The organism is Pseudoalteromonas sp. ABE4_541 (assembly GCF_056312285.1).
The window spans coordinates 111,995-137,667 of record NZ_JBSVEM010000001.1; the positions used below are offsets into that span (position 1 = coordinate 111,995).

The following is a 25,673-nucleotide window of genomic DNA, read 5'->3' on the forward strand; positions in this document are numbered from 1 at the left end:
TGCTATTTTTTTTCAAGTATTAAATTGAGTTTATTCACTTTCCCAAATACTGCATTGGAGTAGACTGATTGTTGTCAGGAAGACAAAAGGAAGTAGGAACTCCAAGGACATGGGGTAATTGGCTGGATGGCCAACTGAGATGGAGCGAGAGAAAGGAGCAAGGATTGGTTTAGGAGCTCACAGGAAGTGAGGACATGCTGGGATGTATGTACAAGGAAGAATGGATTGACACATGATGTGTCTTTAGGGAGCGCTTAGGAAGAGCGAAGTGGAGGCCAGGTTGGCAAGTGGATGGTCACATGGAGTGGCATTGGAAGAAGGCATGGAAGGTGATCGGGTGTGACTGGGATGTATACCCGTTCAGGGGATGATGAAAAAGGTGGCGTTTCGCACCGGGCAGGGATAACCCATCATGGATGTAGTCAGAACTAGGCGCGACATAGGTTGCGCCTTAGTTTTTTCTGGCTTACTAAATTTGGTTAGGATTGCGAAAAGACTTGTTCAAGTAATTTCAACTGACCAGTTTGAGCGTTGACTTCGCATTGAATACCGAGCGGCAATATGATTTGAGGATCTGTGTGTCCAAAGTCTAAATTGGCGACAATTGTAAGCCTATCGTTTAAAAACTCTTCTCTTACAACGTTCAATATAGCGGCTTCTAACTCTAACTGTTCGTCAATATTGTAGTCTCTGGGTCGGCCTATCAATAATGCATGTAACTTTTCGAATACGCCCATAATCCCATAATTACGAAGCCAATAACGTACATAGTCAATAGATGGCTTTTCTTGGGATGTTTCTAAGAAAAACACTTTACCGTACCAAAAGTCGGGCTTAGGCCAATACTCCGTGCCTTTGAGCATTTCCAGTACTTCAATGCAGCCGCCGAATAGTTGACCAGCAACAGGTTCAAAACCTTGTAGTGTCTGTGGTCCACGACTTTCAATTAAAGGGTTGAGCTTGCCTGTATTTTTGATATCCGCCCATGCAGGGTAACCGTGACTGACATGTTTGAATGTGGGTAACAGCCTACTTGGTGGGTTATTAAAGAAAAAGTCTCGAATGTAAGCTTGGTACCCATCTTCGCTGTTGTGCAACTGCGCAAAGCCTGCCATCACAGAGGGTCCGTTGAATGTAACAATGCCTGCTTGATTTAACGTACTTGTCAAAGCGCTCGTGTCTGAGTATCCCATAAAAAGCTTGGGGTTTTGTGATATTGCTTCCAGGTCTAAGTACTTTATTATTCTAGATGAATCTGACCCGCCAATAGATGCGATAATTCCGTCAATTTCATTGTCAGAAAATGCGTCATTTATATCCTGTGCCCGTTGCTTGGGGTTATGAAATAGTGTGTTCGCATCCATTGTAGCACTTGGATATTCACGGATATTAAAGCCAAGTGCTTTTAAGTTATTGAGCCCTAGTTGGTAAATGTGAGGAAAGACAGAGGGCCCGCCCCATGAGGGAGAAACAATCGCGAGTGTACTGTTTTCACTCAGAGATGGTGGTTTTTTCATAGCTAAATATCCTTTATAAGCAACGAGCCTTGAGAATATCTAGCTGTATGTTATTTGGCAACAAATAGTTATACGATACGGTGTGGGGGAATATCAGTTTTCACTAGCTGGCTATTCTCAAGATACAAAGTGCCATGATATACACTTTGTCCATCGGAGCTAAATTCAAAATCAAATTGGCTTTTTATGCCGGGTTTACCATTTTTGAGTATTCCCAGACGGCGTTTTTGACATGCCACACTGAGGAGCTGTACTTGCAGCTTTTCAGCTTGATACTGTGCATGTTCTTTAGCTGCTTCAGCAGCCTGTCTGCTTGTCCAAAATATGGATATTGCAGCACCGAATAAAATAAAAAGCCAGAGAGTTGCCATTTATGAAAATAACCTTCCAATCGCGCGTGATAATGTTTCACTGCGGTTTTCTGCCCGTAGAATAGCTAATACATGTGGGCGCAAGTTTGGAATTGCAACTAAGTCTGCGAAAATACTAGCAAATAAATTTTCAATTTGGGTGTTATGCGCAACACAGTCTAAAAACTTAAATAGCCTCTGGGCGTCTGAGAGTGTTTCCCAACAACGCCCAGCGAGCGTAAGTAGAATGTCTGCTTCATTGTTGTATTGACTATCTAGCAGTGCATCAACAGCTTGCTCAACAAGCCCTTTTGCCTTGCTGCCAGATAGTGCTCGAAGGTGGCATATCAGTTCGCCGAGCTGCTGTTCTTCAATAGCGACGGTGATTGCTTTTTGTAACTGCTCAGAAAAGCTGGTGTCGATGGCAACATGTTCCAACATGGCACTTAAGGGCTGCTTAACTTCGAGCGGGAGGTCGTTCCACACTTGCGCGAGATTTTGGCTATTTTGGCCATGGTCTAAGCGAAATGCGAAATCAGCTATGCCTTGAACAGCCATGCTTTGCCAAGCATCATGAGGTAGTTTATTTGCGAAGTATAGTTCGCAGTATTCGTAATATTGCGATGCCGGGCGCTTGAGTTCGCATTTTAATAGGGCATTAAATGCCGCAAGCTTGTTCGCATTAGGTGTAAATACGTAAGGGTTGTTGTCTAATTTTCCTTCAGCTTGTTCACCCGTCAGTTGCGTTCCCAGTGCTTCCAACACCATACTGGCAAAATGATCTCGGCTTGCCACTACGAGCTTGCTTTGTTCATCCAATGGAAATTTTAAAAACCATACATAGGGATCAAGGGTGGCTTGGTTATCCCAAAATTGAATGGCTAATAGTGCATGCCCCCCTAGAGGATAAGGGTAAGGAGCTTGAGTGCTTTCAATCTGAGCAAATAGCGTTTTGTCTATTTTGGTGATCCTACGGCCAATGTCATACACACGCCATTGTGTACCTGCAGTACTTAAAAGTTCGCCTAACGTTGAAATTTGCGCTGTCATTTGTCACTCACTTTGTTCTTTAGGGGTGAGATTATACCTATAAATGTGTGAGGTGATAAGCAAGCTATGGGTTCCTCGTGGAGGATTGGGTATAATTAGTCAAAATTCCCGATTTTGAGTAATCATTTTGGACATTAAGTTATATGAGCATATGAGTTTGCTGTTGCGCGAGCTTGAGCAAGTGCTCAAAGCATCCTTATTGTGGCAATTAGAGCCAATCAATGAACAACTATTAGCGTCAACGCAGCCGTTTTGTTGCGACACGTTACAATTTGAACAATGGCTTCAGTTTGTTTTCATACCTAAATTAACAGAGCTTGTGACACATCAGCTGTCATTACCAACGAGCATTGCATTGGCCCCTATGGCGGAAGTGACCTTGAGTACCCATGCACATTTCCCTCAAATTCATACGGTGCTTGTACGTATTGATCAGAGTCTCTCACAGGGTAAACCATGCTAGAAATCATATATCAAGATGAAAACTATGTTGCGATCAATAAGCCATCGGGTTTGTTGGTACACCGTTCCTTTTTAGACAAAAGAGAAACGCAATTTGCTATGCAAATGCTGCGTGACCAGCTTGGCCAACATGTATTTCCTGTCCACCGTCTAGATAGACCTACTTCAGGTGTGTTGTTGTTTGCGCTTAGCTCAGAAGCCGCTCGCGACATGAACCAAGTATTCATTGATGGCAATATTGAAAAACGTTACTTGGCTTTGGTACGTGGCTTTGCACCTGAGTCTGTTTTTCTTGACAAACCACTTAAAGAAGAATTAGACAAGATCGCAGATAAGTTTGCGGATCAAGATAAAGCGCCACAAGAAGCACAAACCCAGTTTAATTGCTTACATCAAGCGAGTTTACCTATCCCATTTGGTAAGTATCCAAGCATTCGCTATAGCCTGGTGGAGTGCTTTCCTAAAACGGGTAGGAAGCATCAGATACGCCGCCATTTAAAGCATTTAAATCACCCAATCATTGGAGATGTGAATCATGGTGATAACAAACATAATCATTTCTTTTATGAGCACTTTGCTTTGCAACGATTAATGTTGTTTGCGTCTTCGCTTAAATTTGTTCATCCTTACACTAAACAACCAATTATCATTAAAGCTAAACTAGGTGAAGAGATGCTAACCATCTGTGAGCGACTAGGTTGGCCTAATACCGAAAAGGATTATGAATAATGGCGTCTGTATCAATTTTTGTAGGAAGCGTGTATGGCAACGCTGAAAATTTGGCTGCCGAGATAAAATTAGCGCATGAGAAAAGTGGCCATAAAGCCAGCGTATACACTGAAGCAACGTTGGAGCAACTTACACAAGCCGACACGATTTTGTTTGTGTCGTCCACAACAGGGTCGGGTGACATCCCTGATAATTTACTGCCTTTGTTTTTGCAGATGCAAAGCCAGTTCCCTATGTTAACGGGCAAAAAAGTGGGGGTAATCGCACTTGGAGATAGTAGTTATGGTGAAACGTTTTGTGGCGCAGGTCGACAAATTGATGCACTTGTCCAGGAGTTGAATGCTTCTTTGCCACTTGAGCGGTTAGATGTGGATGCATGTGAGCATTTTGAGCCGTGGGAGCCCGTTCAGCCGTGGCTAGAACGCTGGATTGCGCAGCTATAAAAAAAGCGCCTAATGGCGCTTTTTTTATGAGCTTTTTACATCTACCTTAAGTTTCAATTTTTGACCTGGGTAGAGGTATTTTTGCCCAGCTAAGTCGTTCCATTTAATGATCTCATTGATCGTCAGGTTAAACTTAGACGCGATGCGTGCGAGTGAGTCACCGCGTCGTACTTTGTAGGTAATTGTACGATTTGTTAAGTTACTGGCGACTTGCTTAGTTTGTTCTTGCTGATAAATAGTCAGTTTTTGGCCAAGACGCAAAATAGCGTTAGTTTTCAGTTTATTCCAGCGAGCTAACTGCTTGATGGTGACATCATATTCACGGCTAATATCCCATAAAGTATCACCATTGGTTACGGTGTGAGTTTTCTTGCTCTGCTGTGTTTTCGCGATAGCAGAGCGTACACTAGTGGGTAAATGCTCACTTTTTAATTCGCCGTCACTCAGAGGGACGAGGAGTTGTTGACCAATTTGGATAATATGTGAATCAAGTTTATTTAACGATTTGATGGCACTTGCGCTGGTTGAAAACTTTGCCGCAATCACAGAGAGAGTATCACCTTTCTTAACCGCGTAATGTTGCCATTTTAAGCGTTCTTTCTCTGGTGTATTAGCAAGCTTATCCTTGAATGCGTCCACTTTATCAGCGGGGAGCAACAAAGTGTGTGGGCCCTTAGGATCGGTAGCCCAGCGGTTAAAGGCTGGGTTTAAACGATATAGTTCAGTGAGCGATATATCCGCCATATCTGCAGCTAATGCCAAATCAATTTGAGAGCCGATATCAACCGACTCTACAACTTGTGCGTTAATTATTTTGTTCCAGCGGACTTTAAATTCATCTTGGCGTTTCAGCAAGTCTGATAACGCTAGCAATTTGGGTACGTAAGCAGTTGTTTCGCGTGGCAAATCGAGAGACCAAAAATCAGTGGGTAAGTGCTTTTTTCTGTTCTTACGAATTGCTTTAAGTAAGCGGCCTTCGCCTGAATTATAGGCTGCAATGGCATTTAACCAGTCGCCTTCCAAGGTTTTATGTAAATAGCTCAGGTAATCAAGTGCTGCACGAGTTGATTGTACAATATCGCGCCTTCCGTCATACCACCAATTTTGCTTTAAATTAAACCGCTCTCCAGTTTGTGGCATAAACTGCCAAATACCCGAGGCGCTTCTATGTGAGTAGCCAAAGGGATCAAAGGCGCTTTCAACAATGGGTAATAACGCAATTTCGATAGGCATTTGGCGCTTTTCAACTTCTTCAACGATAAAATACAGATAAGGCTCGGCGCGCTTGGCAATACGATCTAAATAGGCTTGATGACGTTGATAATAGTTTCGTTCAGCAACAACAGGCCTGTTCTGGGGGACGTCAATGGAGAGTTGGTAACGAATTCGCTCCCATACATCATCAAATACCGGCGGAGGTTCATCCGCTTCTATAGGCTCTTGGATAGCACTAAGTAGTGTATCGCTGATCTCGGCGGGGCTTGCTCTATTGAGAAGCTTCGCGGTGTCTTCTTCTAGATTGTCTTTTTCGGATAGCGTTTGACAGCCGCTTGTAAGCAGCGTCATCAAAACAATAGAAACCGGCAATTTATTCATAAGTAATTTTCTGATTCTCGAGCAAAAACCCGCCAATACTACCTGTAACACCGGTAGATTTAAAGTGGCGTATGTAACCTAGAGGTTAAAATTCGTCTTTCCAAGCCCTCAACGCGGCAAAAACTTGCCAAGGTGCATTTATTTCATTATTTAGGTGTTTTGGTAAATTTTCAATGATATGACTTTGCTTTGTTCGTAGAAAAGGATTAATTGTACGCTCTTTTCCAATACTACTAGGTAGAGTTGGTTGGTGCGCATTTCTTTGAGCTGTTACCCATGTTTGATAATTTTTGATGTTTTCATTGTGTGGCTCAACGGCACAAGCAAAAGCAAGGTTGGCGCTTGTGTATTCGTGAGTACAGTAAACAAGTGTGTCATCGGGCAAATTTGACAACTTTTCGAGTGATTGCCACATTTGCTTGGCGCTGCCTTCAAATAAGCGGCCGCAGCCTGCGCTAAACAGCGTGTCACCGCAAAAACACATTTTCTTATTAACATAACATATATGGTCTAGTGTATGGCCAGGCGTTTCGAATACATCGAATGTAAGATCAAATACCTCAAGTGTATCACCTGTTTGCATAGGATGTGTAATTCCTTGAAACTTTGAGTCACGCGGGCCGTATACCGTAAGGGACGGGTAGTGAGTCTTCAATACTTCGATACCATCAGTATGGTCCCAATGATGATGAGTAACCAAAATACCCATAAGTGTTGCGCCGTGCGCTTTTAGATAGGTTTGAACTGGCTCTGATTGGCCAGGGTCGACAACCCAAACTTGTCGGCGTTCAGTGTGACGAATTGCCCAAATATAGTTATCGGTGAATGCTTTTATTGGCTCTACTTGCACCATTAGTCATAGCTCTATAAAGTGAGTGTTAGCATAAGTATAACGAGCGTATTTGATGAAACCAGCCCTAAGTTTTCAACAAGGCCCAAAACCTCTTGAGTGGCAAGACTTTCCCCATGGTGATTATTTGAGAGTTGGGATTGAGCGGAAAATAGATAAATGGTTACCGCGAATGTTTGGTTATCATATGCTAAAACTGGGCAGCTTAAGCGGTCAGATCAACACATCCAAGAGCACCATTAAGCACCAAGTGTGTGTAGCACCATTTGCGCAAAGTCACGTGGGGGTCGTAGCAGAAATAGATGAACTGCCATTTTCTGAGCATAGTGTGGATGCTTGCATATTGAGCCAAAGTTTGGAGTATCACTCAGATCCTCACCACATTTTACGAGAAGCACACAGAACACTTATTCCTGGTGGATACATAGTGATCACGGGTTTTAATCCCATCAGTTTGTGTGGCTTGGCTAATTTATTGCCATTTAGCAAAGAAAAGTTACCTTGGTCAGGTCGCTTTTTTACACCATCGCGTGTGAAAGACTGGCTCGATTTACTTGGTTTTGAGATTTTGGCAGATGAACGCTTTATACACGCGTCTCTAGCGCGTGGCAGTCGTTTATCACGGTTCGCGCCTTGGCGGCGTTTTTGCCGCCAATATTTAAAACCGATGGGAAGCTGCTATATGATAGTTGCCCGAAAACGCGTGACACCGTTGACCCCCATTAAACCAAAGTGGCATGCTAGACCAAAATGGGCGCCAGCAGTGAAAAATGCGCGTTTATCGCAAAGCTGTCAAGGGAAGATTAACGCTGATAACCCTCATCAGTCAGCAAGTGACTAGATGACGCAGCTTCACGGGCTAGGTCATCAACCAGTTCATTATATTTGTTACCACTATGACCCTTTACCCAACGCCATTCAACAGTATGTTGCTGGCAAGCTGCATCCAATCGCTGCCATAGGTCAACGTTTTTTACAGGCGCTTTAGATGCTGTTTTCCAGTTACGTTTTTTCCAATTTTCTAGCCATGACTCGATGCCTTGTTTAACGTATTGGCTATCGGTATACAGGATCACGTTACATGGTCGTTTAAGAGTTTCAAGCGCAACGATGGCTGCAAGCATTTCCATGCGGTTGTTTGTCGTCAGCTCGTACCCTTGTGCTAATTGCTTTTCATGGCCCTGATAACACATGTATACCCCATAGCCGCCGGGCCCAGGATTACCTAGGCAAGAGCCATCGGTATAAATCTCTACTGTTTTTTGCACGAATAGACCTGTTTTTATGTAGAATGTAACTAATAGTGGTTAACCATAACAAAGTTGAGCTTCATACGATATGTTAAAAAGACAAATAGTCCTAGATACTGAAACAACGGGTATCGACCCAAAAGCGGGGCATAGGATCATTGAAATTGGTTGTGTAGAGCTAATAAACCGTCGGTTAACCGGCAATAACTTTCATGTTTATATAAATCCTCAACGAGAGATTGAAGAAGAAGCTATCGATGTTCACGGTATAACCAACGAATTCTTGCGAGATAAGCCCTTGTTTAATCAAATAGCGCAAGAATTTTTTGACTACATCAAAGGCGCTGAATTGGTGATCCACAATGCGCCGTTCGACGTCGGCTTTATGGACCATGAATTTGCCATGTTAAATCAGGGCTATCCAACCACACATGAGTATTGTCAAGTGCTAGATACCCTAGTCATGGCGCGCGATTTGCATCCAGGACAAAAGAACAACCTAGATGCATTGTGTCGCCGTTATGACATAGATAACTCAAAACGAACATTACACGGCGCATTACTGGATTCCGAGATCCTCGCAGATGTATATCTGGGCATGACTGGTGGTCAGGTTAAACTTAACCTAGCTAACGGTAGTGATAGCAGTGAACAAAATGACAGTAGTGCCATTCGTCGACTCAACGCTGATAGGCCTGCATTGAAGGTTGTCAGGGCTACAAGCGACGAACTTCAAGCTCATCAAGAAAGGCTTTTGGTAGTTAATAAAGGCGGCAACACATTGTGGCAACAATAATGAGGTAGTATATGAAGCGGTTATGGCTTTTGATGTTGATGATATCAAGCATTGCGGTAGCTTTGCCGTCAGTGACCATTTTAGAGCGCGACGGTAAAACAAATGAAGTGCCACTGCTAGATAACCGTTTTCGCATTGACCATAAGGTTGATAAAATCTCGCTGTTATTTTTTAGGAAAACAGGCTCACCAGCGGTCGTTCTGGTGCAACCAGATGGCAGTAAAATATACTCTACCCATGCACTTCGTGATGAAACCTTACAGTGGTATGACGAACCCAGCTTCGACTTAATCGTATTGACTAATCCAACCCCTGGACCTTGGCAAGTGATAGGCAATATCCAAAAAGGTAGCCGCGTTATGGTGGTAGGAGACATTGAACTTAATATGGAGCCATTGCCTGCACTTATATTTCAAGGTGAGACCCTTAAAGTAACGGGGCGGGTGACCAATGATGGTCAGCCTATTGAAATTGGCTATTTTCGTGATGTTGTATCTTTAGTTGTCGACTTCGTTAGTACCAACAATGATAACTACGATAATTTTGGCGCGGGCACACAAAGTGTGACCGAGTTCAAAGATGATGGGCGTGAGTTTGATGAGCGGCCAATGGACGGTATTTTCACCGGTGAATTCAGACTTTCTTTTCCTGCTGGAGAATGGCGACCGGAATTTCACATTGAAACGCCACTAATTAAACGTAAAGTGGTTGGTAAACCAATCCTTGTTGCGCGGCCACCGTTTGAATATGAGCTGACGTTATCAGATAACGAAGAGTTTGATCACGAGTTATTGTTTAAAATAGACAATCAAGTGGTCAAGCCTGATACAGTGATCTTTCAAGGTAAAATCTTTTATCCAAATGGTGAACAATTACCATTTACCCTAAATCCAGAAACACGTTTATACCGGAAGCTACCCATCAAGAATTATGATTGGGGGCGTTACAGTGTTGAAATTTCTGCGTTTGGTGAAAATATCAATGGTCGAGAATTTATGGCAACTTTGCCTATGTTTAAATTTGAAATAGAACGACCTATAGAAAAAGTCCCAGAGTTAGCACAACCAGTCCCTACGATTTTGTTACCTGAGCCAGAGCCAGAACCAGAAGTTAATACAACTTTAGTGGTGAGTGTGATTGTTACTGGGAACATGTTAGTGCTATTTGTCGGTTGGTTAGCGTTTCGCGTTTTTGTTCAAAACAAGCCAATTAGCATAAAACTGCCATTACCTTCGTCTCTTTTTAAGAAAAAGCAGTCTGAGCCAGAAAAAGAAACATCGGAGAAAAAACAAAACTCCGATGAAAGTGGTTCAAAAAATGACAAATCAGGTGATATTTTGAACCTTTCGATGTCAGATGACTAAAAAAGCGGGTTATTTTCAAAAAAACTGTTGACTCTCATGGGGTCGATTCGTATTATTCACGCCGCTGTCAGGGAGCAGCTTGATAGCAAGAATAATGCGGAGTGGTAGTTCAGTTGGTTAGAATACCGGCCTGTCACGCCGGGGGTCGCGGGTTCGAGTCCCGTCCACTCCGCCAATTATTCAACAATTTGTAAGTAGCGCTGGAGTGGTAGTTCAGTTGGTTAGAATACCGGCCTGTCACGCCGGGGGTCGCGGGTTCGAGTCCCGTCCACTCCGCCAAATCTTACAACGCCGAAAGGCACGCTTTTCCTTTGTGGAGTGGTAGTTCAGTTGGTTAGAATACCGGCCTGTCACGCCGGGGGTCGCGGGTTCGAGTCCCGTCCACTCCGCCAATAGGAAAGCAGCAGATTAAAACACCGTGGAGTGGTAGTTCAGTTGGTTAGAATACCGGCCTGTCACGCCGGGGGTCGCGGGTTCGAGTCCCGTCTACTCCGCCAACGTTTTAGTCGCCCTTATTTGCTCAGCGGAGTGGTAGTTCAGTTGGTTAGAATACCGGCCTGTCACGCCGGGGGTCGCGGGTTCGAGTCCCGTCCACTCCGCCAACGCAAATAACAATTATGATATCTCTGCGGAGTGGTAGTTCAGTTGGTTAGAATACCGGCCTGTCACGCCGGGGGTCGCGGGTTCGAGTCCCGTCCACTCCGCCATTTGATATCAAAGAGGATGCTCTATAAACACATACCACTGCGGAGTGGTAGTTCAGTTGGTTAGAATACCGGCCTGTCACGCCGGGGGTCGCGGGTTCGAGTCCCGTCCACTCCGCCATTTATTAGAAATTCATCTCGATTAAATTCTTTTTTATTCTTTACAGTAATTTCTACACTCGTTTAATGACGCTTTTATTCTCTCCAGATTACATAATTTGTAACTAATCAACATATATATAAATCCTCCCTAAATGATAGACTTAAAAAAACAGGGAGTTTTTATGATAGAAGTTGTACACCTTCATAAGCAGTTTGCAAATAAGCAAATTTTTCACGAATACAACAATAAATTTCCAAATGCTAAGACGTGTGTCTTGGGTGAGAATGGCGTTGGAAAAACGACACTATTTACTCTGATCGCTGGCCTTGATCCCTATTTTTCGGGGCGAATTTTACTTGCCGGCAAGCATGTTAAGAGTTTGCAAGAACGTGTCGCGCTTGCCTCAGATAAAATACCATTCCCAGAGTTTTTGACTGCACAACAAATTTTGGCCATGACAGGGAGTGCTTGGCAATGTGAGTTGCCATTGACACTTGCTGAGGAATTCGGTTTTAGCGCATTTTTGGAGACCCGAGTTAGTGACTTATCGTCAGGCAATTATAAAAAGCTACAATTGCTGAATGCGATAATGAGAGGCACTGAGTACCTCATTTTAGATGAGCCGAGTGCGGCGCTGGACCAACATGGCGTTGATACCATCTGTCAGTGGTTAGGTGAGTTTAATGGGCATGTTCTAATAAGTAGCCATGAGCCGCAACCATTTTTAAATATTGGGTTTGTTTCTCAGCCGCTATTTAACCAGTAGCGGGTGCACAATATGAATTACTTTACCTATCGTATTCATGCCTATCGATATGCGCTCAGAGACCTTGTAAGGCAGATACAACAGTTTGCTTTGATGATCTCTACCTTGTTCTATATTTTTCTACCAGGCCTTATAGGGGCGTTGTTTTTTGGTCTTGGCAGAATTGTCGAAAGTGACTCTGAACAAGTATCCAATAAGGTTATTTGGGGCTATCTACTCATACAAACTTTATTGCTTAATGTATTAAAACCCATTGTACTGGACATGCCACACAGGGCTTTTCATTTGACACTTCTATCCAGCCGGATAAAGCAGTTTCTCTGTGATGTTGGGTTACTGCTATGTAGTCATGTGCTACTGTGGATGTCGTTTGTGTTAGCGATGGCAATAGGCATAGATAAGTTACCTCAAGCACCTCACTTTGTGCTGTTTATTACAACTCAAGTAAGTTGTTCGATTGCGCTACTGTATCGTCCACAGGCACTTATTTACACGTTGATAGGTGCGCTGGCTTTACATGCTTTGGCTTTACCTTCCACTGTGTATTTGGGCATCATTAATTTACTCTTGCTGACTGCTTGTGCAATTAAACCATTCAAGTTTCGTTTTTTGCCTAAACAGGTAACCATTTGGCAGTTTTGGTTATTATATGGTTTGGAGAATATCTGGTCTTTGATTTGGCGATTTTCTGTGAGTTTTTTATTCATTTGGGGGGCCGTAATTATAGCCCAAGAAAGGCCTGAGCTGTTACATTGGTATACACCAATGATCGTTGCCATCGCACTTTTGTTGTGGGGCACATTGTGCATAAAAACATCGACTTACCTAAGAGAGCATCGCTTATTTTGGCTAAGCATAAAACAGTTTGAGTATGCATTTATTACTCAGCATACTGTAATATTCGCCTTGTTCTTCATCACTTGGTGTATTTCTATTTTAATGCTGGGGGCTGATAGATATATGTTAGGTGTGCTTTTTTTAGCACCTATGATCCAATGGTGTGCTGTTCGCAAAGCCAAGCATTTGGCAGTTTGTTGGGCAGCCCTCATTATGAGCGTATATCTGGTTAAAATTCTCTTGTAACATCAATCCGCGTAACTAAGAGGTCTATTTTGAGGCCAGTAAACTTTGTCGGTAGCATTTCCTCGTTCTGCTATTTATTGTAAATAAGAAATTTTTAAAGCAGCTAGCGTTAGGTTTAACCCCTCAAAAATAAGTAAGTGTTATTGCGGGGGATAAGATCAAAAAAGCCAGCGAAGACCGCTGGCTTTGACTCATTTTATGAACTTAAAGTCGTTATGCTGCGCTTGCACCTTTCGCTTTTGGCTTAACAGCTTGACCCGCAGTGAGTTCACTAGGGTCAAAATCATCAACGTTTATAACTGCTAGGCGCTTCGCTTCTACAGCGCTGAGCTTAGCTGCTTCATCTTCATTTAAGATACCAGCCTCAAGGCCCATAGCTGCAACTTTGTCTAGTTGCAAGAATGGTAGCTTTTCACCTTTTGCACGGCATACTTTGTCAAATAAAGGCTCAACTTCAAGAATATCACGCAACGTTTGTTCTTGTTTACCTAAGATATTTAATGGTTCATCTTTTAGGTAAATGTGTGCAGCCAAGCGCTCACGCGACTCATTTGGCGTTTGTAGTAAGTGTGCAAGTTTGTGCTCAAGCTCATCGGTAGGCTTACGTACAGGACGGCCGAACGGGAACAATACTACTTTAAGCAAACCTCTGAGAGCTGCAGAAGGCATATTGTTGATCAAATCTGCCAGTGCTCGTTGGCACAAATACAAGTGTTCTTGACAGCTCCACTGTACAAACGGTAGGTCTTCTTTTTTACGACCTTCATCGTTGTAGCGCTTAAGCGTTGCAGACACTAAATATAGGTAGCTTAGCAAGTCACCTAAACGGGCTGAGATACGCTCTTTACGTTTGAGTGAACCACCAAATACTGCCATACAAATGTCAGACATTAATGCAAGAGACGCACTATAACGGCTTGCATTTCTGTAGAACTCAGCCGTTTCATCGTTGTAAGGTACTTTAGTAAAGCGTGCACCAGTTAGTGCCAACCACTTAGTTCTAACAAGGTTAGAAATCGTGAAGCCAACGTGGCCCATTAACGATTTATCGAAGCTCTCTAGTGCAGCTTGCTTGTCTTCCATACTGACCGCATTGAGTTCAGACAGCACGAATGGGTGACAGCGGATCGCACCTTGACCATAAATAATCATATTACGTGTCAGGATGTTTGCACCTTCAACCGTAATTGCAATTGGTGCGCCTTGGTAACCACGACCTAGATAGTTGTTAGGGCCTAAACAAATACCTTTACCGCCATGAATATCCATTGCATGCATCGTAGACGCGCGCATTTGCTCGGTTAAGTGATACTTCAGAATAGCGGAGACAACAGATGGCTTTTCACCCATGTCAACGGCACCTGTAGACATGCTCACAGCGGCGTCTGTGCTGTAGGCGTAACCACCCAGCTTAGCTAATGACTCTTCGATACCTTCCATTTTACCAATAGGTAACTTGAACTGGCGGCGGATACGGCTGTATGCACCACTGGCAAGCGCCAATGATTTAATACCACCTGTAGAGTTTGAAGGTAGTGTGATAACGCGTCCAACTGACAAGCACTCAACAAGCATACGCCAGCCTTGACCTGCCATTTTCGGGCCGCCGATGATGTAATCAATTGGTACGAAAATGTCTTCCCCTTGTGTCGGTCCATTTTGGAATGGCACGTTAAGAGGGAAGTGGCGACGACCAATTTTTACTCCAGGGGTGTTTGTTGGGATAAGCGCACAGGTGATCCCAGGCTCTTTGTTATCACCAAGCAATCCATCAGGGTCACGTAGTTTGAATGCTAAACCAAGTACCGTCGCAACTGGTGCTAAAGTGATATATCGCTTATTCCAAGTTAAACGAATACCTAGAGTTTCTTGGCCTTCCCATTCACCTTTACAGACGATACCAAAATCAGGGATAGCTGATGCATCTGAACCTGCTTCTGGAGAGGTTAATGCAAAGCAAGGGATCTCATCACCTTTTGCTAAGCGTGGTAAATAGTGATCTTTTTGCTCTTGAGTACCATAGTGCTGAAGTAATTCGCCTGGACCTAATGAGTTAGGTACGCCTACGATTGAAGAAAGCAAGGTTGATTTACTTGTTAGCTTTTGTAATACACATGACTGAGCATAAGCAGAAAACTCAAGTCCACCGTATTGTTTTTTAATGATCATGGCAAAGAACTTATTGTCTTTTAAGTATTGCCATACATCTTGAGGTAAGTCTGTTAGCTCATGCGTTGCTTTCCAATCATCAAGCATGGCACATACAGTTTCCACTGGACCGTCTAAAAACGCTTGTTCTTCAATTGTTAAACGAGACTGTGGAAATTGATGTAACTTTTTCCAGTCAGGGTTACCGCAAAATAGGTCTGCTTCCCACCAAGTAGTACCAGCATCAATTGCTGACTTTTCGGTTTCCGACATGGTTGGCGTTACTTTTTTAAATGCTTTAAATAACGGCGCAACAATGTACTGCTGACGGATATTAGTAAGAGATAAAGGCACAGTAACGGCTAAGAAAATTAGCCAAGACAATGCACCGAAGGCGCCAAATAAGGTGCCCACAAGTAAGGTTGCTGCTGCAACACCAACTGAGGTGTTCCAGCTAGCTCTGTGATAGCAAGCGATGCTAAGTAGTGCTATCAGAGCAAGAGTGAATATGAGAGTCATGTTGTTCTTCCTTATAAGAGGTCTGACCACCTAGGCTAGACTAGCTCCATAAGGCGATCATTTCAAGAGAAAAAACGATTCATTTACTTTAGTTAACTATGCGTAATTTAGCGTACTCATACGAGAGGTGCGTATTTTACTAAAAAGCGGGATTGTAGCGGCTAATTGCCAGTCGCAATTTTAACCAAACATAATGTTGGAGATTTGCACGCCAGGGTCTATGTTTTTACTGGGACCGCATTTTAAGGAAGGAGCCTTGAATGATTAGTTCAATTGTTGTTATGTCTATCTCATTGTTAGCCACATGGATGTCAGTCAATATTTATACACCAGCTGTATTTTTCAATCTTTTTTGCTGTTTGATAAGTGCTTGGTATGGCTATCACGCGCAAGTTCAAACCGCCTTAGCTTTGGCATTTTTCAATGTATTTGCTGTCGTTATGAGCCCGCTGTTGGTACTGCCAGAGCAAAAAACGGCAACACTCACGGTATTACTTCTTTTGCTAGTGATGTTTGTGTGCATTGGAGTTGGGGTGCAAAAAATGAAAAAGCGCCACTAGGGCGTGTTCATAAAGTCTAATTGCTAGGCAAACTCGCATTCTGACCTAGCTTAGGTATACAATATCGGTCCCGTGAAAAGTTTGGAATGTTAAATGAAGATCCTCGCAGATCAAAATATGCCTTTAGTAGAAGAGTTTTTTTCTGAATTAGGTGAAGTGAGGCGTTTTGATGGGCGCAACTTACAGGCATCGTCACTTAACGATATAGATGTGTTACTGATCCGCTCAGTGACAAAAATAAATGAAGAAATGTTAGCACATGCTAACAAGCTTCAATTCATCGGCACTGCGACGATTGGTATCGATCATGTTGATAAGCCGTTACTTGAACAACGAAACATTGGCTTTGCTAATGCTCCTGGGTGTAATGCTATTGCTGTTGCTGAGTATGTTATCAGCGCGCTTTATGCCTATGCACAGGAAACGGATACTAGCTTAGTAGGCAAGACATTGGGCATTGTTGGCGTGGGTAATATTGGCCAGTGTTTACGTGAAAAACTGGCCAGCATCGGATTAAAACTACTGTTATGTGATCCAATTCGGTACGAAAAAGGCTCCTTGGATGAGCATGTGCAGATTGATGAATTGCTATCGAGTGCAGACATAGTGACATTTCATGTTCCGTTAATAAAAGACGGCCCATATAAAACACACCACTTACTCAATTCAGATAAGTTAACTTTGTTGAAAAAAGGGGCGCTTGTTATTAATGCAAGTCGTGGGGATGTAATAGATAATAAAGCATTACTAAGCGCATTAAAGAACGGTCAACAGTTGGAGTTAGTACTCGATGTGTGGGAAAACGAACCCAATATTTGCACTGAACTTTTAGATTTTGCTCGCTTCGCAAGTGTGCACATCGCAGGACATACCCAAGAGGGTAAAGCCCGAGGCACGCAAATGCTTTACGAGGGCTTATGCCAGCGTTTAGGTATAGCAACTACTAAAAAACTAGAAGATTTTTTACCCGTACCTGCGTTGACTAAATGTAAAACTGAAAGCACGTTGGTTGAGCAAGATTTAGGTCGTCTAGTGCATTTAGTTTACGATATTCGCCGAGATGATGGGCTTATGCGTGCTAACTTGCAAAGCCATGGCTTTGACAGTTTACGCAAAACCTACCCACCAAGACGAGAGTTCAATACCTTAAGTGTTGAAAACTTGAGTCAGCATGGTGAGTTACTGGCGAAGCTAGGATTTAATGTAATTGAAAAGAATGAGGCAAGTAATGTCGCAAAAATTTAATGTGGCTGTGTTGGGCGCAACGGGTTTAGTTGGCCGACAAATTATTGAAACTTTGGCAGAACGCAAGTTTCCAGTGGATCAGCTTTTCGCTCTTGCGAGTAGTCGCAGTGCGGGCGAAGAAATTGACTTTCGTGGTGAAAAAATTGAAGTAATCGATGTTGAAAAGTTCGATTTCAGTCAAGCACATATTAGTTTGTTTTCTGCAGGTGGTAGTGTGTCAGAAAAGTATGCGCCAATTGCTGCTGAAGCAGGGTGTGTAGTGATTGATAATACCTCACAATTTAGGTATGAATTTGATGTGCCTCTGGTTGTTCCAGAAGTGAACAAAGAGAGTCTTGCAGATTTTAGAAATCGCAACATTATTGCCAACCCAAATTGTTCGACTATCCAAATGTTGGTTGCATTAAAGCCAATTTATGATGCGTATGGCATTGATAGGATAAATGTATCTACGTACCAAGCTGTCTCTGGCGCAGGGAAAGAAGCTGTGGACGAGTTGGCTAAGCAAACTGCAAATTTAATGAATGCACGCCCGATGGATAACCAAGTATTTCCTAAGCAAATGGCATTTAATGTGATCCCGCAAATAGATGCATTCCAAGATAACGGGTACACCAAAGAAGAAATGAAAATGGTATGGGAAACCCATAAAATTTTGGGCGATAGTAGCGTAATGGTTAATCCTACAGCAGTGCGTGTTCCAGTATTTTTTGGTCATGCTGAAGCGGTTCATTTAGAAACACGTATGCCTTATGATATTGAACATATCAAGCAACTACTGGCTGAAGCGCCAGGTGTTGAACTGATAGAAGATGAGCATGATTATCCAACGCCTGTGAGTGACGCAAGTGGTAACGATACAGTTTATGTAGGTCGTTTACGCCAAGATATTTCCCATCCATTAGGTTTAAACCTTTGGATTGTCTCGGATAATACGCGAAAGGGCGCAGCCACGAATAGCGTTCAAATTGCCGAAGAACTTATCGAAAACTATCTGTAACAGAAATAGCAAAGTGCTGCAATGCGGCAGCATTTTGCCTCTATAAATGTAAAACTGCCAATGGTTTGGCATGCCTTTACTTACCCCTGTGCCTTACTCTGCCTTTAATTTATTATAAGCATGTTAATTTTCAAAGCGTTGCAATGGATATTCGACGTTATCTGGTTTATAGTTTGAACTTGGAATAGAGCTTGCAGTAGCAATCATTAGCAACATTTTGATGTTTAGCAAAAAATAATGTTGAACATAGTACTGAAAGGACCAACATGCGCGGTTTTGTCGTTTTTTGTATCTTTGTCTCTACATTGATCACTTTACCTGTTAACAGTCTTGAAGAGCCTCAAATAAAAGGGCCAAAAGGAGTTGATTACGGGCTGCAAGGGAGATCGATAGGGCCAATTAAGTCATCAGATACCTTATGGCGTATTGCCCAAAAAGTAAGACCTGACGAGTCGGTTACCATTTATCAGGTAATGAGCGCGCTTTACCACAAAAACCCTCAAGCATTCCTAGATAAAAATCTTAATCATATGCGTGATGGTGCCTATTTAAAAATTCCAACAATGGGCGAGATCCGCAAAGAAAATCCGACATTGGCAAAACAGCGTTCAGATCAGGATGATGCTCTGTGGGAAATGAAGAAAAACGGTTTACTCGACAATCAAACAATTGAAGAAGCACAGAAAAAAGTTACCCAGGCACGAAAAATTGATGTTGAGCAGGCAAAAGAGTCTTTAACCAATCAGCTTAAATCAATCCAAATTGAACAAGACTCTCGGCTTATGGAGCTGCAGTCACAATTCCGTAGTTCTGTCAAAAATGTTGAAGAAATTTTAGTAGAGAACGACAAGCTTAAAAAGCAACTGGGTACTATTTCTGAAGAACTGCAAACGGTTAGAGAGCAACTGGGCAAAGACAGCGAAATTCAGCAACAGCTTCAGTCGATGATCAATTTGCAAAATGCATTAATTGCACGCCAGGAGCAAGAAAAGCAAAAACAAGAGAGCGCCTTTGACCTTAGTTCAGCGCTCAGCAACCCATTAGTGCTGATTTTATTAGCCACGCTTCCAGCCCTATTGGCTGTGGGTGGTGCTATCTTCTTCCTCAAAAAGCGAAAACAAGAGAAGGATACGCCTTCCAACGATGAAGATGATTTCTTACCGCAAGCTCCTGCTGCGGCAGCTGCCGCAGCCACAGATCCTCTCGATTTAGGCATGCAGTCGGCACCTGCCGAACCGCCCATTGAAGACAGTGTACAGTTAGATGATGACATACTGCCCGAAGATGATGACATCATGTTTGATTCATTGGATGACGACACGTTTGAAGAAGGCAGTAGCGAGCTCGATCAGGATGAATTAGATAGTTTATTAAACGAGGATATCGTCTTTGATGATGAAACTGAAGACTCAGATATTCCAGAAGATTTAGATGATTTCTTACAACAAAGTTTTGATGGTCAGAACGAAGATGCAGGTGATGATATTTCACTGGATGAAGATGACGGCAGCGATGATTTACTGAGCAATGACGATATTGATGAAATGTTGGGCGCTTCACCGGATGAGGCGGATAACGAGTTAGATATTAGTGATGATGCGCTGGCAACATTAAGTGAAGAGTTGGCGGACGAGCAGCAAGATGACATTGATATAGACGGGCTATTAGACGAAGCCAGTGATGACTCTGGTGACGATGACTTTGACATAGATGCTCTACTTGATGAATCACAAGCTGATTTAGCGCCGGACATTGTCGAAGAGTCACAGACTAGCGACGATGAATCTTCAGATGATTTTGATATCGATGACTTACTGGACGAAACACAAGATAATTCATCTACAAATGCTGAATCTGCACAAGTAGATGAAGATTTTGATATAGATGATTTGTTAGAGCAGTCTAACGAAGAAGGTACGGAAGCTAATGATTCAGAGGGACAGGTTGATATATCTGGCGATGATTTCGATATTGATGATCTTCTAGATGAGTCTTCGGAGCAAGAGTTAGCCGCAGATGTTGATGGGTCAGTAGAATTATCTAGCGATGATTTGGACGATTTGCTAGATGAGTCTTCGGAGCAAGAGTTAGCCGCAGATATTGATGGAACAGTAGAATTATCTAGTGATGATTTGGACGATTTGCTAGATGAGTCTTCGGAGCAAGAGTTAGCCGCAGATATTGATGGGTCAGTAGAATTATCTAGTGATGATTTAGATGATCTGCTAGATGAAACTGAAGCTCTAGGAGATGACCTAGACGTCGAAAACTTACTCGACGAGCCAGAAGAAGTCCTCGCGGCCGAGCCAGAGCCGGATGCGGCTGAGAACTTAGCAGATGACCTTGACGCTGAAGACTTACTCGACGAGCCAGAAGAAGTCATCGCGGCCGAACCAGAGCCGGATGAAGCCGAGAACTTAGCAGATGACCTAGACGCTGAAGACTTACTCGACGAGCCAGAAGAAGTCCTCGCGGCCGAACCAGAGCAGGATGAAACCGAGAACTTAGCAGATGACCTAGACGCCGAAGACTTACTCGACGAGCCAGAAGAAGTTCTCGCGGCCGAACCAGAGCTGGATGAAGCCGAGAACTTAGCAGATGACCTAGACACTGAAGACTTACTCGACGAGCCAGAAGAAGTTCTCGCGGCCGAACCAGAGCAGGATGAAGCCGAGAACTTAGCAGATGAGCTAGACGCTGAAGACTTACTCGACGAGCCTGAAGATGTCCTCGCGGCCGAACCAGAGCCGGATGCGACTGAGAATGTAGCAGATGAGCTAGACACTGAAGACTTACTCGACGAGCCAGAAGAAGTCATCGCGGCCGAGCCTGAGCTGGATGAAGCCGAGAACGTAGCAGATGAGCTAGACGCTGAAGACTTACTCGACGAGCCAGAAGAAGTCCTCGCGGCCGAACCAGAGCCGGATGAAGCTGAGAATGTAGCAGATGATCTAGACGCAGAAGACTTACTCGACGAGCATGAAGATGTCCTCGCGGCCGAACCAGAGGCGGATGAAGCTGAGAACGTAGCAGATGACCTAGACGCTGAAGGCTTACTCGACGAGCCAGAAGAAGTTCTCGCGGCCGAACCAGAGACGGATGAAGCCGAGAACTTAGCAGATGACCTAGACGCTGAAGACTTACTCGACGAGCCAGAAGAAGTCATCGCGGCCGAGCCTGAGCTGGATGAAGCCGAGAATGTAGCTGATGATCTAGACGCTGAAGACTTACTCGATGCTCCAGATGAAAACTCTGATTCGGACAATGTGGTTGATGAAATTGAAGGCATGCTTGATAGCCTTGAAGATGACGTTTCACAGGGCGATGACACCTTGTCAGAAGAAAGTGAAGATGCACTTTCCGAGCAGGAGCAGAACGAGTCGAAGGATACCTCAACGCCAATGATGGATGAACGTCAGTTTGATGTTGACCTTGGTGATGATGAATTTGAGAACGAATTACCGAAAGCCAGTTTTGAAGAACAGCAGGAAAAAACACTACAGAGTGTTGATGATTTGTTAAGTGAGCTTGATGATGAAGAACTCAGTGAGTGGGATGAACAGGCCACACAGGGCGAAGAAATAGCGCTTGGCGATGACCCACTGGCAGATGAAATCGACTTGTCTGAAGATGAAGAGCATGAAGAACTCGAAGACTTTATCGAACAGAGCGAGGAGCTAGATAGTTACCCTGAACTTGAGCTTGAAGAGCCAGCAGTCAGTCAAACTGAGCAAAGTTTGACTGATGCAATGTCAAATGGGCTTACGCATGATGAGTTAGAAGGCGACATTGATGACTTTGCATTAGAAGATGAGCTGGACATTGATGATGAATTGGAAATAGAAGATGCGCTATCTTCGTTTGATGAGCAATCCGTTCAGTCATCACTTGATGAAATGAACGGTACCATCGAAGATGTAGCTGATAAAGATACAGACGATATTGCTTTGGAATCGCTTGCCGAGTTAGATGAGCAAACTACCGCAGAATCGATGGATGAGTTAGACGAGGACCTAGAAGACTTACAGGGTGAATCGCTAACAGAAGAAACGCCGACCGAGCAAGAGTCCGTTGATTTAGAGTCACTGCCAGAGTTCGATGAGCAAGCCGCTGCAGAGTCGATGGATGAGTTAGGCGCTGACCTAGAAGACTTACAGGATGAACCGCTTGCAGAAGAAACGCCGACCGCGCAAGGGTCTGTTGATTTGGAGTCACTACCAGAGTTCGATGAGCAAGCTGCTGCAGAGTCGATGGATGAGTTAGGCGATGACTTAGAAGACTTACAGGATCAACCGCTTGCAGAAGAAACGCCGACCGCGCAAGAGTCTGTTGATTTGGAGTCACTACCAGAGTTCGATGAGCAAGCCGCTGCAGAGTCGATGGATGATTTAGGCTCACAGCCAGAGTTTGATGAGCAAGCCGCTGCAGAATCAATGGGTGAACTTGGCGATGAGCTAGATGACCTATTAAATGATGCGCTTACACAAGAAGCAGCAGATCTCGATGAACCACAATTATCAGAGCCTAGTGAATTGCAAACCGAAGAGTTGTCAGAGCAATCAGACGAACCAGCGGAAGAGTCGCTAGATGAAGAAAAGCTTGATAGTGAAGAGGTTGAAAACGCAGAGCTGGATTCTTTGCCAGAGTTTGAGTTTGATGAGGAAGAGCAAACACCAGAAGGGTTCCTGAGCGAAATAGATGATCTCAGTGAAGAAGAAGGTGACGCTGATTTAGCAATTGATGAAAATGCCATAGAAGACGACTTTATGTCGGATCTCACTCAGACTGATTTTGACTCTTTGCTTAACGAATTGGCTGAACCTGACCCTATTGAAGTTGGCGATCTAGATGAAGTTGATGTTGACTTTAACGCATTATTACAAGATGAAGATGTTAGCGTCGCAGATGAAGATTTAGGTGAAGCGGACGTTGAGGATGAACAGTTCGTTGAAATCGATGATTTGCTTGCACAAAGCGAAGAGCTAGAGCCTGACGATGAGCCATATGTTGATGCAAATATGGATGTGGGACTTGACGAGTTTGAAAATTTACTGGCAGGTGAAAACCCGACAGACGTTGACCTCGAAGAGGATGGTTATTCAGCTAAACTCGATCTTGCAAGAGCTTATATTGAAATCGAAGACTATGATGCGGCCAATCGCGTGATCGAGGATATTGTTAGCAATGGTCCTGAGAGCGTTCAGCACGAAGCGGTTGCCCTGAAAAGTAAACTTGAAGCGTAAGGGATTAGCTGTATGCTGAATAGGTGGTTCTCAACCCCCTGTGCTTTCAAGCTATATTGTGTTTGGGTGTAAGTGTGAGAATATTAATAACGGGTTCAGCTGGTCGGGTTGGCCGCGCTATTTACATCAAGTTAATGAACATACATGATGTAGTTGGTGTTGATACAACACCTTGTTCCACGGTCGATTTTGTCGCTGATATTCGAAATATCAATGTAATAAACAAAGCTTTGCAGGGGGTGGATGCCGTTGTCCACACTGCGGCGTTGCATGCCCCTCATGTGGGGCTGTTTGGCGAGCATGAGTTTCAGAGTATTAATGTAGAAGCAACAGAGCGATTGGCATTACAGGCCATAAAAAATGGCATTAAACACTTTATATTTACGAGCACCACAGCACTCTATGGTCATGCTTCTACACCAAATGGAATGGCTGGCTGGATAACAGAGCAAGTAGAACCACAACCGAAATCCGTTTATCACAGAAGTAAAATATTGGCTGAACATAAGCTTCACGAAATATCACAGCAGTATTCGCTACCCGTTACAGTCTTGCAAATGTCCCGATGTTTTCCTGAAGCTGGTGATTTAATGGCGGTTTATCGGCTTACCCGGGGGGTTGATGCTCGAGATGTTGCTAATGCACATTTATGCGCTGTGACCAAGCGTCTAGATGGTTTTAATCGATTTATTATATCAGCAGCAACCCCTTTCCATCGCTCTGATCAAGAAAGCTTATTTAGTGAGGCCGATGTAGTAATTAGGCGAAAATGTCACAAGTTGGCTCAAGAGTTTGAGCTAAGAGGATGGGAGCTCCCGAAACGTCTAGATCGTATATATGACTCTTCCGCTGCACAGGAAGCCTTGGGTTGGAGGCCGAAATATGGATTTGAAAGCGTATTAGATATGCTAGACAAAGAGCTGGCAGAAGTTTTACCTGTTATAGAGCGAAAAGCTGATTTAGTCTCGTAACTTCATGCTTGATTTAGTACTGTCAGATAAAAGCACGCTTACAAACCATATCTGACAACTAAGTTCGGTTATTTATTACAGCTTATCCACCTGCAATTTTCACTTTAAATTTCAGCGTTTCTAAAATCTGTTTGAGCTTTTCACGGTCATCGCCCTGTATCTCGATAACACCATCCTTTAAAGCGCCGCCTTGGCCCATTTTACTTTTTAGTGTTTTAGCTAACTTTTTCAAGTCATGCTCTTTGGGGTCAATACCAACAACAAGCATCACACCTTTGCCTTTGCGGCCTTTAGTTTGTCTTTCTATTCTAACAAAGCCATCTTTAAATGTTTTGACTTGGGCTTCTTCTTTAAGTTCTTTAGTATCAATTCTTCCAAGATCAGTTGAATAAACTAAGCGACTGTCTGACATGTTTAATCTCATAGAGGGTATTTAGCATATGCGGATCATACCATCTATTTTTAATAATGCAGTAATGATACACAGATCAATGAATAGAGAGCGTATCGTTTGAACTTTTGTGCGTTTTATTTTTGCTAATCTTTGTATAGCGATTATATTTAAAGCAGTGCTATATAACAAATTCAAACCATATTAGGAGCTTAACATGAGTTTGAGCAAGAGTTCGTCTGCAGATGGAAAAGTTTTAACGATACAAATCCGTGGTAAGTTCGACTTCAATTTAGTGCAATCGTTTCGTCAGGCCTACGCTGACATAGGCTCAGGAACAGAGAAAGTGGTTGTGGATCTGCGTGAAACTGACTATATGGACAGTTCAGCACTAGGTATGTTGTTAAATATGAAAAAAACATTGTCCGAAACTATAGATACTATTCAAATAAGTAATTGTCGTCCTCAGTTGAAGAAAATTCTTCAAATTTCGCGCTTTGATAAAAAGTTCGATATCGATTAAGCCATATTTA

The 25,673-nt window shown here is 43.3% G+C and carries 22 protein-coding genes and 7 tRNA genes; 21 read left to right on the forward strand and 8 right to left on the reverse strand.

Annotated features, from left to right (window positions below; translation table 11 throughout):
• Positions 1-479: 479 nt before the first annotated feature.
• The 3 genes from ACW689_RS00495 to ACW689_RS00505 form a co-directional block, all read right to left on the reverse strand.
• Positions 480-1,517: a S66 family peptidase gene (locus ACW689_RS00495; protein WP_476287510.1), complete on the reverse strand. Its 1,038-nt coding sequence runs from the start codon at positions 1,515-1,517 to the stop codon at positions 480-482.
• Between the two features lie 68 nt (positions 1,518-1,585).
• Positions 1,586-1,888 (reverse strand): DUF3301 domain-containing protein, encoded by a 303-nt coding sequence (locus ACW689_RS00500; protein WP_476287512.1) that lies wholly within the window; start codon positions 1,886-1,888, stop codon positions 1,586-1,588.
• Positions 1,889-2,917, reverse strand: a complete 1,029-nt coding sequence (locus ACW689_RS00505) for a DUF3549 family protein (protein WP_476287514.1) — start codon at positions 2,915-2,917, stop codon at positions 1,889-1,891. It abuts the gene before it with no gap.
• A gap of 127 nt (positions 2,918-3,044) precedes the next feature.
• Between ACW689_RS00505 and ACW689_RS00510 the strand changes: the two genes are divergently transcribed.
• Genes ACW689_RS00510 through ACW689_RS00520 form a run of 3 tightly spaced genes read left to right on the forward strand, consistent with a single transcriptional unit; the run spans position 3,045 to position 4,551 of the window.
• Positions 3,045-3,380: a YqcC family protein gene (locus ACW689_RS00510; protein ID WP_476287516.1), complete on the forward strand. Its 336-nt coding sequence runs from the start codon at positions 3,045-3,047 to the stop codon at positions 3,378-3,380.
• A complete protein-coding gene (gene truC, locus ACW689_RS00515) occupies positions 3,374-4,108 on the forward strand; it encodes a tRNA pseudouridine(65) synthase TruC (RefSeq protein WP_476287518.1) in 735 nt (244 codons plus the stop codon). Before ACW689_RS00510 ends, truC begins: the two co-directional genes overlap by 7 nt.
• On the forward strand, positions 4,108-4,551 hold the full coding sequence (locus ACW689_RS00520) for a flavodoxin (RefSeq protein ID WP_476287520.1): 444 nt from the start codon (positions 4,108-4,110) through the stop codon (positions 4,549-4,551). The genes truC and ACW689_RS00520 overlap by 1 nt, the downstream gene beginning before the upstream one ends.
• A 24-nt stretch (positions 4,552-4,575) precedes the next feature.
• On the opposite strand, the gene ACW689_RS00525 is transcribed toward ACW689_RS00520, so the two are convergent.
• Both ACW689_RS00525 and gloB read right to left on the reverse strand, forming a co-directional pair.
• Positions 4,576-6,147: a lytic transglycosylase gene (locus ACW689_RS00525; RefSeq protein ID WP_476287522.1), complete on the reverse strand. Its 1,572-nt coding sequence runs from the start codon at positions 6,145-6,147 to the stop codon at positions 4,576-4,578.
• Positions 6,148-6,232: 85 nt separating this feature from the next.
• Complete coding sequence (gloB, locus tag ACW689_RS00530) at positions 6,233-7,000, reverse strand: hydroxyacylglutathione hydrolase (RefSeq protein WP_476287524.1); 768 nt, start codon at positions 6,998-7,000, stop codon at positions 6,233-6,235.
• Positions 7,001-7,052: 52 nt separating this feature from the next.
• On the opposite strand from gloB, the gene ACW689_RS00535 reads away from it, so the two are divergent.
• Complete coding sequence (locus tag ACW689_RS00535) at positions 7,053-7,838, forward strand: class I SAM-dependent methyltransferase (RefSeq protein WP_476287526.1); 786 nt, start codon at positions 7,053-7,055, stop codon at positions 7,836-7,838.
• On the opposite strand, the gene rnhA is transcribed toward ACW689_RS00535, so the two are convergent.
• Positions 7,801-8,265, reverse strand: a complete 465-nt coding sequence (gene rnhA / locus ACW689_RS00540) for a ribonuclease HI (protein ID WP_476287528.1) — start codon at positions 8,263-8,265, stop codon at positions 7,801-7,803. The two genes, ACW689_RS00535 and rnhA, sit on opposite strands and share 38 nt — an antisense overlap.
• A gap of 70 nt (positions 8,266-8,335) precedes the next feature.
• Between rnhA and dnaQ the strand changes: the two genes are divergently transcribed.
• The 11 genes from dnaQ (at position 8,336) to ACW689_RS00595 (ending at position 13,063) form a co-directional block, all read left to right on the forward strand.
• Positions 8,336-9,043: a DNA polymerase III subunit epsilon gene (gene dnaQ, locus ACW689_RS00545; RefSeq protein ID WP_476287530.1), complete on the forward strand. Its 708-nt coding sequence runs from the start codon at positions 8,336-8,338 to the stop codon at positions 9,041-9,043.
• 11 nt (positions 9,044-9,054) lie between these two features.
• Positions 9,055-10,407, forward strand: coding sequence for a TIGR03503 family protein (locus ACW689_RS00550; protein WP_476287532.1), 1,353 nt, complete (start codon positions 9,055-9,057; stop codon positions 10,405-10,407).
• Between the two features lie 98 nt (positions 10,408-10,505).
• A tRNA-Asp gene (locus ACW689_RS00555) sits at positions 10,506-10,582 on the forward strand.
• Positions 10,583-10,609: 27 nt separating this feature from the next.
• Positions 10,610-10,686: transfer RNA gene (locus ACW689_RS00560), tRNA-Asp, on the forward strand.
• Between the two features lie 36 nt (positions 10,687-10,722).
• Positions 10,723-10,799: transfer RNA gene (locus tag ACW689_RS00565), tRNA-Asp, on the forward strand.
• Positions 10,800-10,827: 28 nt separating this feature from the next.
• A tRNA-Asp gene (locus ACW689_RS00570) sits at positions 10,828-10,904 on the forward strand.
• A 28-nt stretch (positions 10,905-10,932) separates the two neighbouring features.
• Positions 10,933-11,009 (forward strand) — tRNA-Asp (locus tag ACW689_RS00575).
• 28 nt (positions 11,010-11,037) lie between these two features.
• Positions 11,038-11,114: transfer RNA gene (locus tag ACW689_RS00580), tRNA-Asp, on the forward strand.
• Between the two features lie 41 nt (positions 11,115-11,155).
• A tRNA-Asp gene (locus tag ACW689_RS00585) sits at positions 11,156-11,232 on the forward strand.
• Positions 11,233-11,395: 163 nt separating this feature from the next.
• Complete coding sequence (locus tag ACW689_RS00590; protein ID WP_476287534.1) at positions 11,396-11,980, forward strand: ATP-binding cassette domain-containing protein; 585 nt, start codon at positions 11,396-11,398, stop codon at positions 11,978-11,980.
• A gap of 12 nt (positions 11,981-11,992) precedes the next feature.
• Complete coding sequence (locus ACW689_RS00595; RefSeq protein WP_476287536.1) at positions 11,993-13,063, forward strand: DUF6136 family protein; 1,071 nt, start codon at positions 11,993-11,995, stop codon at positions 13,061-13,063.
• Positions 13,064-13,276: 213 nt separating this feature from the next.
• Here the strand turns inward: ACW689_RS00595 and fadE are convergent, their stop codons facing one another.
• Positions 13,277-15,730 (reverse strand): acyl-CoA dehydrogenase FadE, encoded by a 2,454-nt coding sequence (gene fadE / locus ACW689_RS00600; RefSeq protein ID WP_476287538.1) that lies wholly within the window; start codon positions 15,728-15,730, stop codon positions 13,277-13,279.
• A gap of 260 nt (positions 15,731-15,990) precedes the next feature.
• On the opposite strand from fadE, the gene ACW689_RS00605 reads away from it, so the two are divergent.
• The 5 genes from ACW689_RS00605 (at position 15,991) to ACW689_RS00625 (ending at position 24,749) form a co-directional block, all read left to right on the forward strand.
• Complete coding sequence (locus tag ACW689_RS00605; protein ID WP_476287540.1) at positions 15,991-16,290, forward strand: DUF6419 family natural product biosynthesis protein; 300 nt, start codon at positions 15,991-15,993, stop codon at positions 16,288-16,290.
• Positions 16,291-16,383: 93 nt separating this feature from the next.
• The gene (locus ACW689_RS00610; protein WP_476287542.1) at positions 16,384-17,535 is read left to right on the forward strand and encodes a 4-phosphoerythronate dehydrogenase; all 1,152 of its coding nucleotides are present in this window, start codon (positions 16,384-16,386) and stop codon (positions 17,533-17,535) included.
• Positions 17,519-18,535, forward strand: coding sequence for an aspartate-semialdehyde dehydrogenase (locus ACW689_RS00615; RefSeq protein WP_476287544.1), 1,017 nt, complete (start codon positions 17,519-17,521; stop codon positions 18,533-18,535). Before ACW689_RS00610 ends, ACW689_RS00615 begins: the two co-directional genes overlap by 17 nt.
• A 266-nt stretch (positions 18,536-18,801) precedes the next feature.
• Positions 18,802-23,778: a FimV/HubP family polar landmark protein gene (locus tag ACW689_RS00620; RefSeq protein ID WP_476287546.1), complete on the forward strand. Its 4,977-nt coding sequence runs from the start codon at positions 18,802-18,804 to the stop codon at positions 23,776-23,778.
• 74 nt (positions 23,779-23,852) lie between these two features.
• Positions 23,853-24,749, forward strand: coding sequence for an NAD-dependent epimerase/dehydratase family protein (locus ACW689_RS00625; RefSeq protein WP_476287548.1), 897 nt, complete (start codon positions 23,853-23,855; stop codon positions 24,747-24,749).
• Between the two features lie 82 nt (positions 24,750-24,831).
• Here ACW689_RS00625 and ACW689_RS00630 read toward each other — a convergent pair whose 3' ends face one another.
• The gene (locus ACW689_RS00630) at positions 24,832-25,161 is read right to left on the reverse strand and encodes an SUI1 family translation initiation factor (RefSeq protein WP_476287550.1); all 330 of its coding nucleotides are present in this window, start codon (positions 25,159-25,161) and stop codon (positions 24,832-24,834) included.
• A 196-nt stretch (positions 25,162-25,357) separates the two neighbouring features.
• Here ACW689_RS00630 and ACW689_RS00635 point away from each other — a divergent pair, with 196 nt between their 5' ends.
• Positions 25,358-25,663: an STAS domain-containing protein gene (locus ACW689_RS00635; protein WP_476287552.1), complete on the forward strand. Its 306-nt coding sequence runs from the start codon at positions 25,358-25,360 to the stop codon at positions 25,661-25,663.
• Positions 25,664-25,673 lie beyond the last annotated feature (10 nt).

Bases quoted from the DNA above. Each gene is read 5' to 3' on its own strand.
- ACW689_RS00495 (WP_476287510.1), bottom strand. From the start codon at position 1,517: ATGAAAAAACCACCATCTCTGAGTGAAAACAGTACACTCGCGATTGTT.
- ACW689_RS00500 (WP_476287512.1), bottom strand. From the start codon at position 1,888: ATGGCAACTCTCTGGCTTTTTATTTTATTCGGTGCTGCAATATCCATA.
- ACW689_RS00505 (WP_476287514.1), bottom strand. From the start codon at position 2,917: ATGACAGCGCAAATTTCAACGTTAGGCGAACTTTTAAGTACTGCAGGT.
- truC (WP_476287518.1), top strand. From the start codon at position 3,374: ATGCTAGAAATCATATATCAAGATGAAAACTATGTTGCGATCAATAAG.
- ACW689_RS00520 (WP_476287520.1), top strand. From the start codon at position 4,108: ATGGCGTCTGTATCAATTTTTGTAGGAAGCGTGTATGGCAACGCTGAA.
- ACW689_RS00525 (WP_476287522.1), bottom strand. From the start codon at position 6,147: ATGAATAAATTGCCGGTTTCTATTGTTTTGATGACGCTGCTTACAAGC.
- gloB (WP_476287524.1), bottom strand. From the start codon at position 7,000: ATGGTGCAAGTAGAGCCAATAAAAGCATTCACCGATAACTATATTTGG.
- ACW689_RS00535 (WP_476287526.1), top strand. From the start codon at position 7,053: ATGAAACCAGCCCTAAGTTTTCAACAAGGCCCAAAACCTCTTGAGTGG.
- dnaQ (WP_476287530.1), top strand. From the start codon at position 8,336: ATGTTAAAAAGACAAATAGTCCTAGATACTGAAACAACGGGTATCGAC.
- ACW689_RS00550 (WP_476287532.1), top strand. From the start codon at position 9,055: ATGAAGCGGTTATGGCTTTTGATGTTGATGATATCAAGCATTGCGGTA.
- ACW689_RS00590 (WP_476287534.1), top strand. From the start codon at position 11,396: ATGATAGAAGTTGTACACCTTCATAAGCAGTTTGCAAATAAGCAAATT.
- ACW689_RS00595 (WP_476287536.1), top strand. From the start codon at position 11,993: ATGAATTACTTTACCTATCGTATTCATGCCTATCGATATGCGCTCAGA.
- fadE (WP_476287538.1), bottom strand. From the start codon at position 15,730: ATGACTCTCATATTCACTCTTGCTCTGATAGCACTACTTAGCATCGCT.
- ACW689_RS00605 (WP_476287540.1), top strand. From the start codon at position 15,991: ATGATTAGTTCAATTGTTGTTATGTCTATCTCATTGTTAGCCACATGG.
- ACW689_RS00610 (WP_476287542.1), top strand. From the start codon at position 16,384: ATGAAGATCCTCGCAGATCAAAATATGCCTTTAGTAGAAGAGTTTTTT.
- ACW689_RS00615 (WP_476287544.1), top strand. From the start codon at position 17,519: ATGTCGCAAAAATTTAATGTGGCTGTGTTGGGCGCAACGGGTTTAGTT.
- ACW689_RS00620 (WP_476287546.1), top strand. From the start codon at position 18,802: ATGCGCGGTTTTGTCGTTTTTTGTATCTTTGTCTCTACATTGATCACT.
- ACW689_RS00630 (WP_476287550.1), bottom strand. From the start codon at position 25,161: ATGTCAGACAGTCGCTTAGTTTATTCAACTGATCTTGGAAGAATTGAT.
- ACW689_RS00635 (WP_476287552.1), top strand. From the start codon at position 25,358: ATGAGTTTGAGCAAGAGTTCGTCTGCAGATGGAAAAGTTTTAACGATA.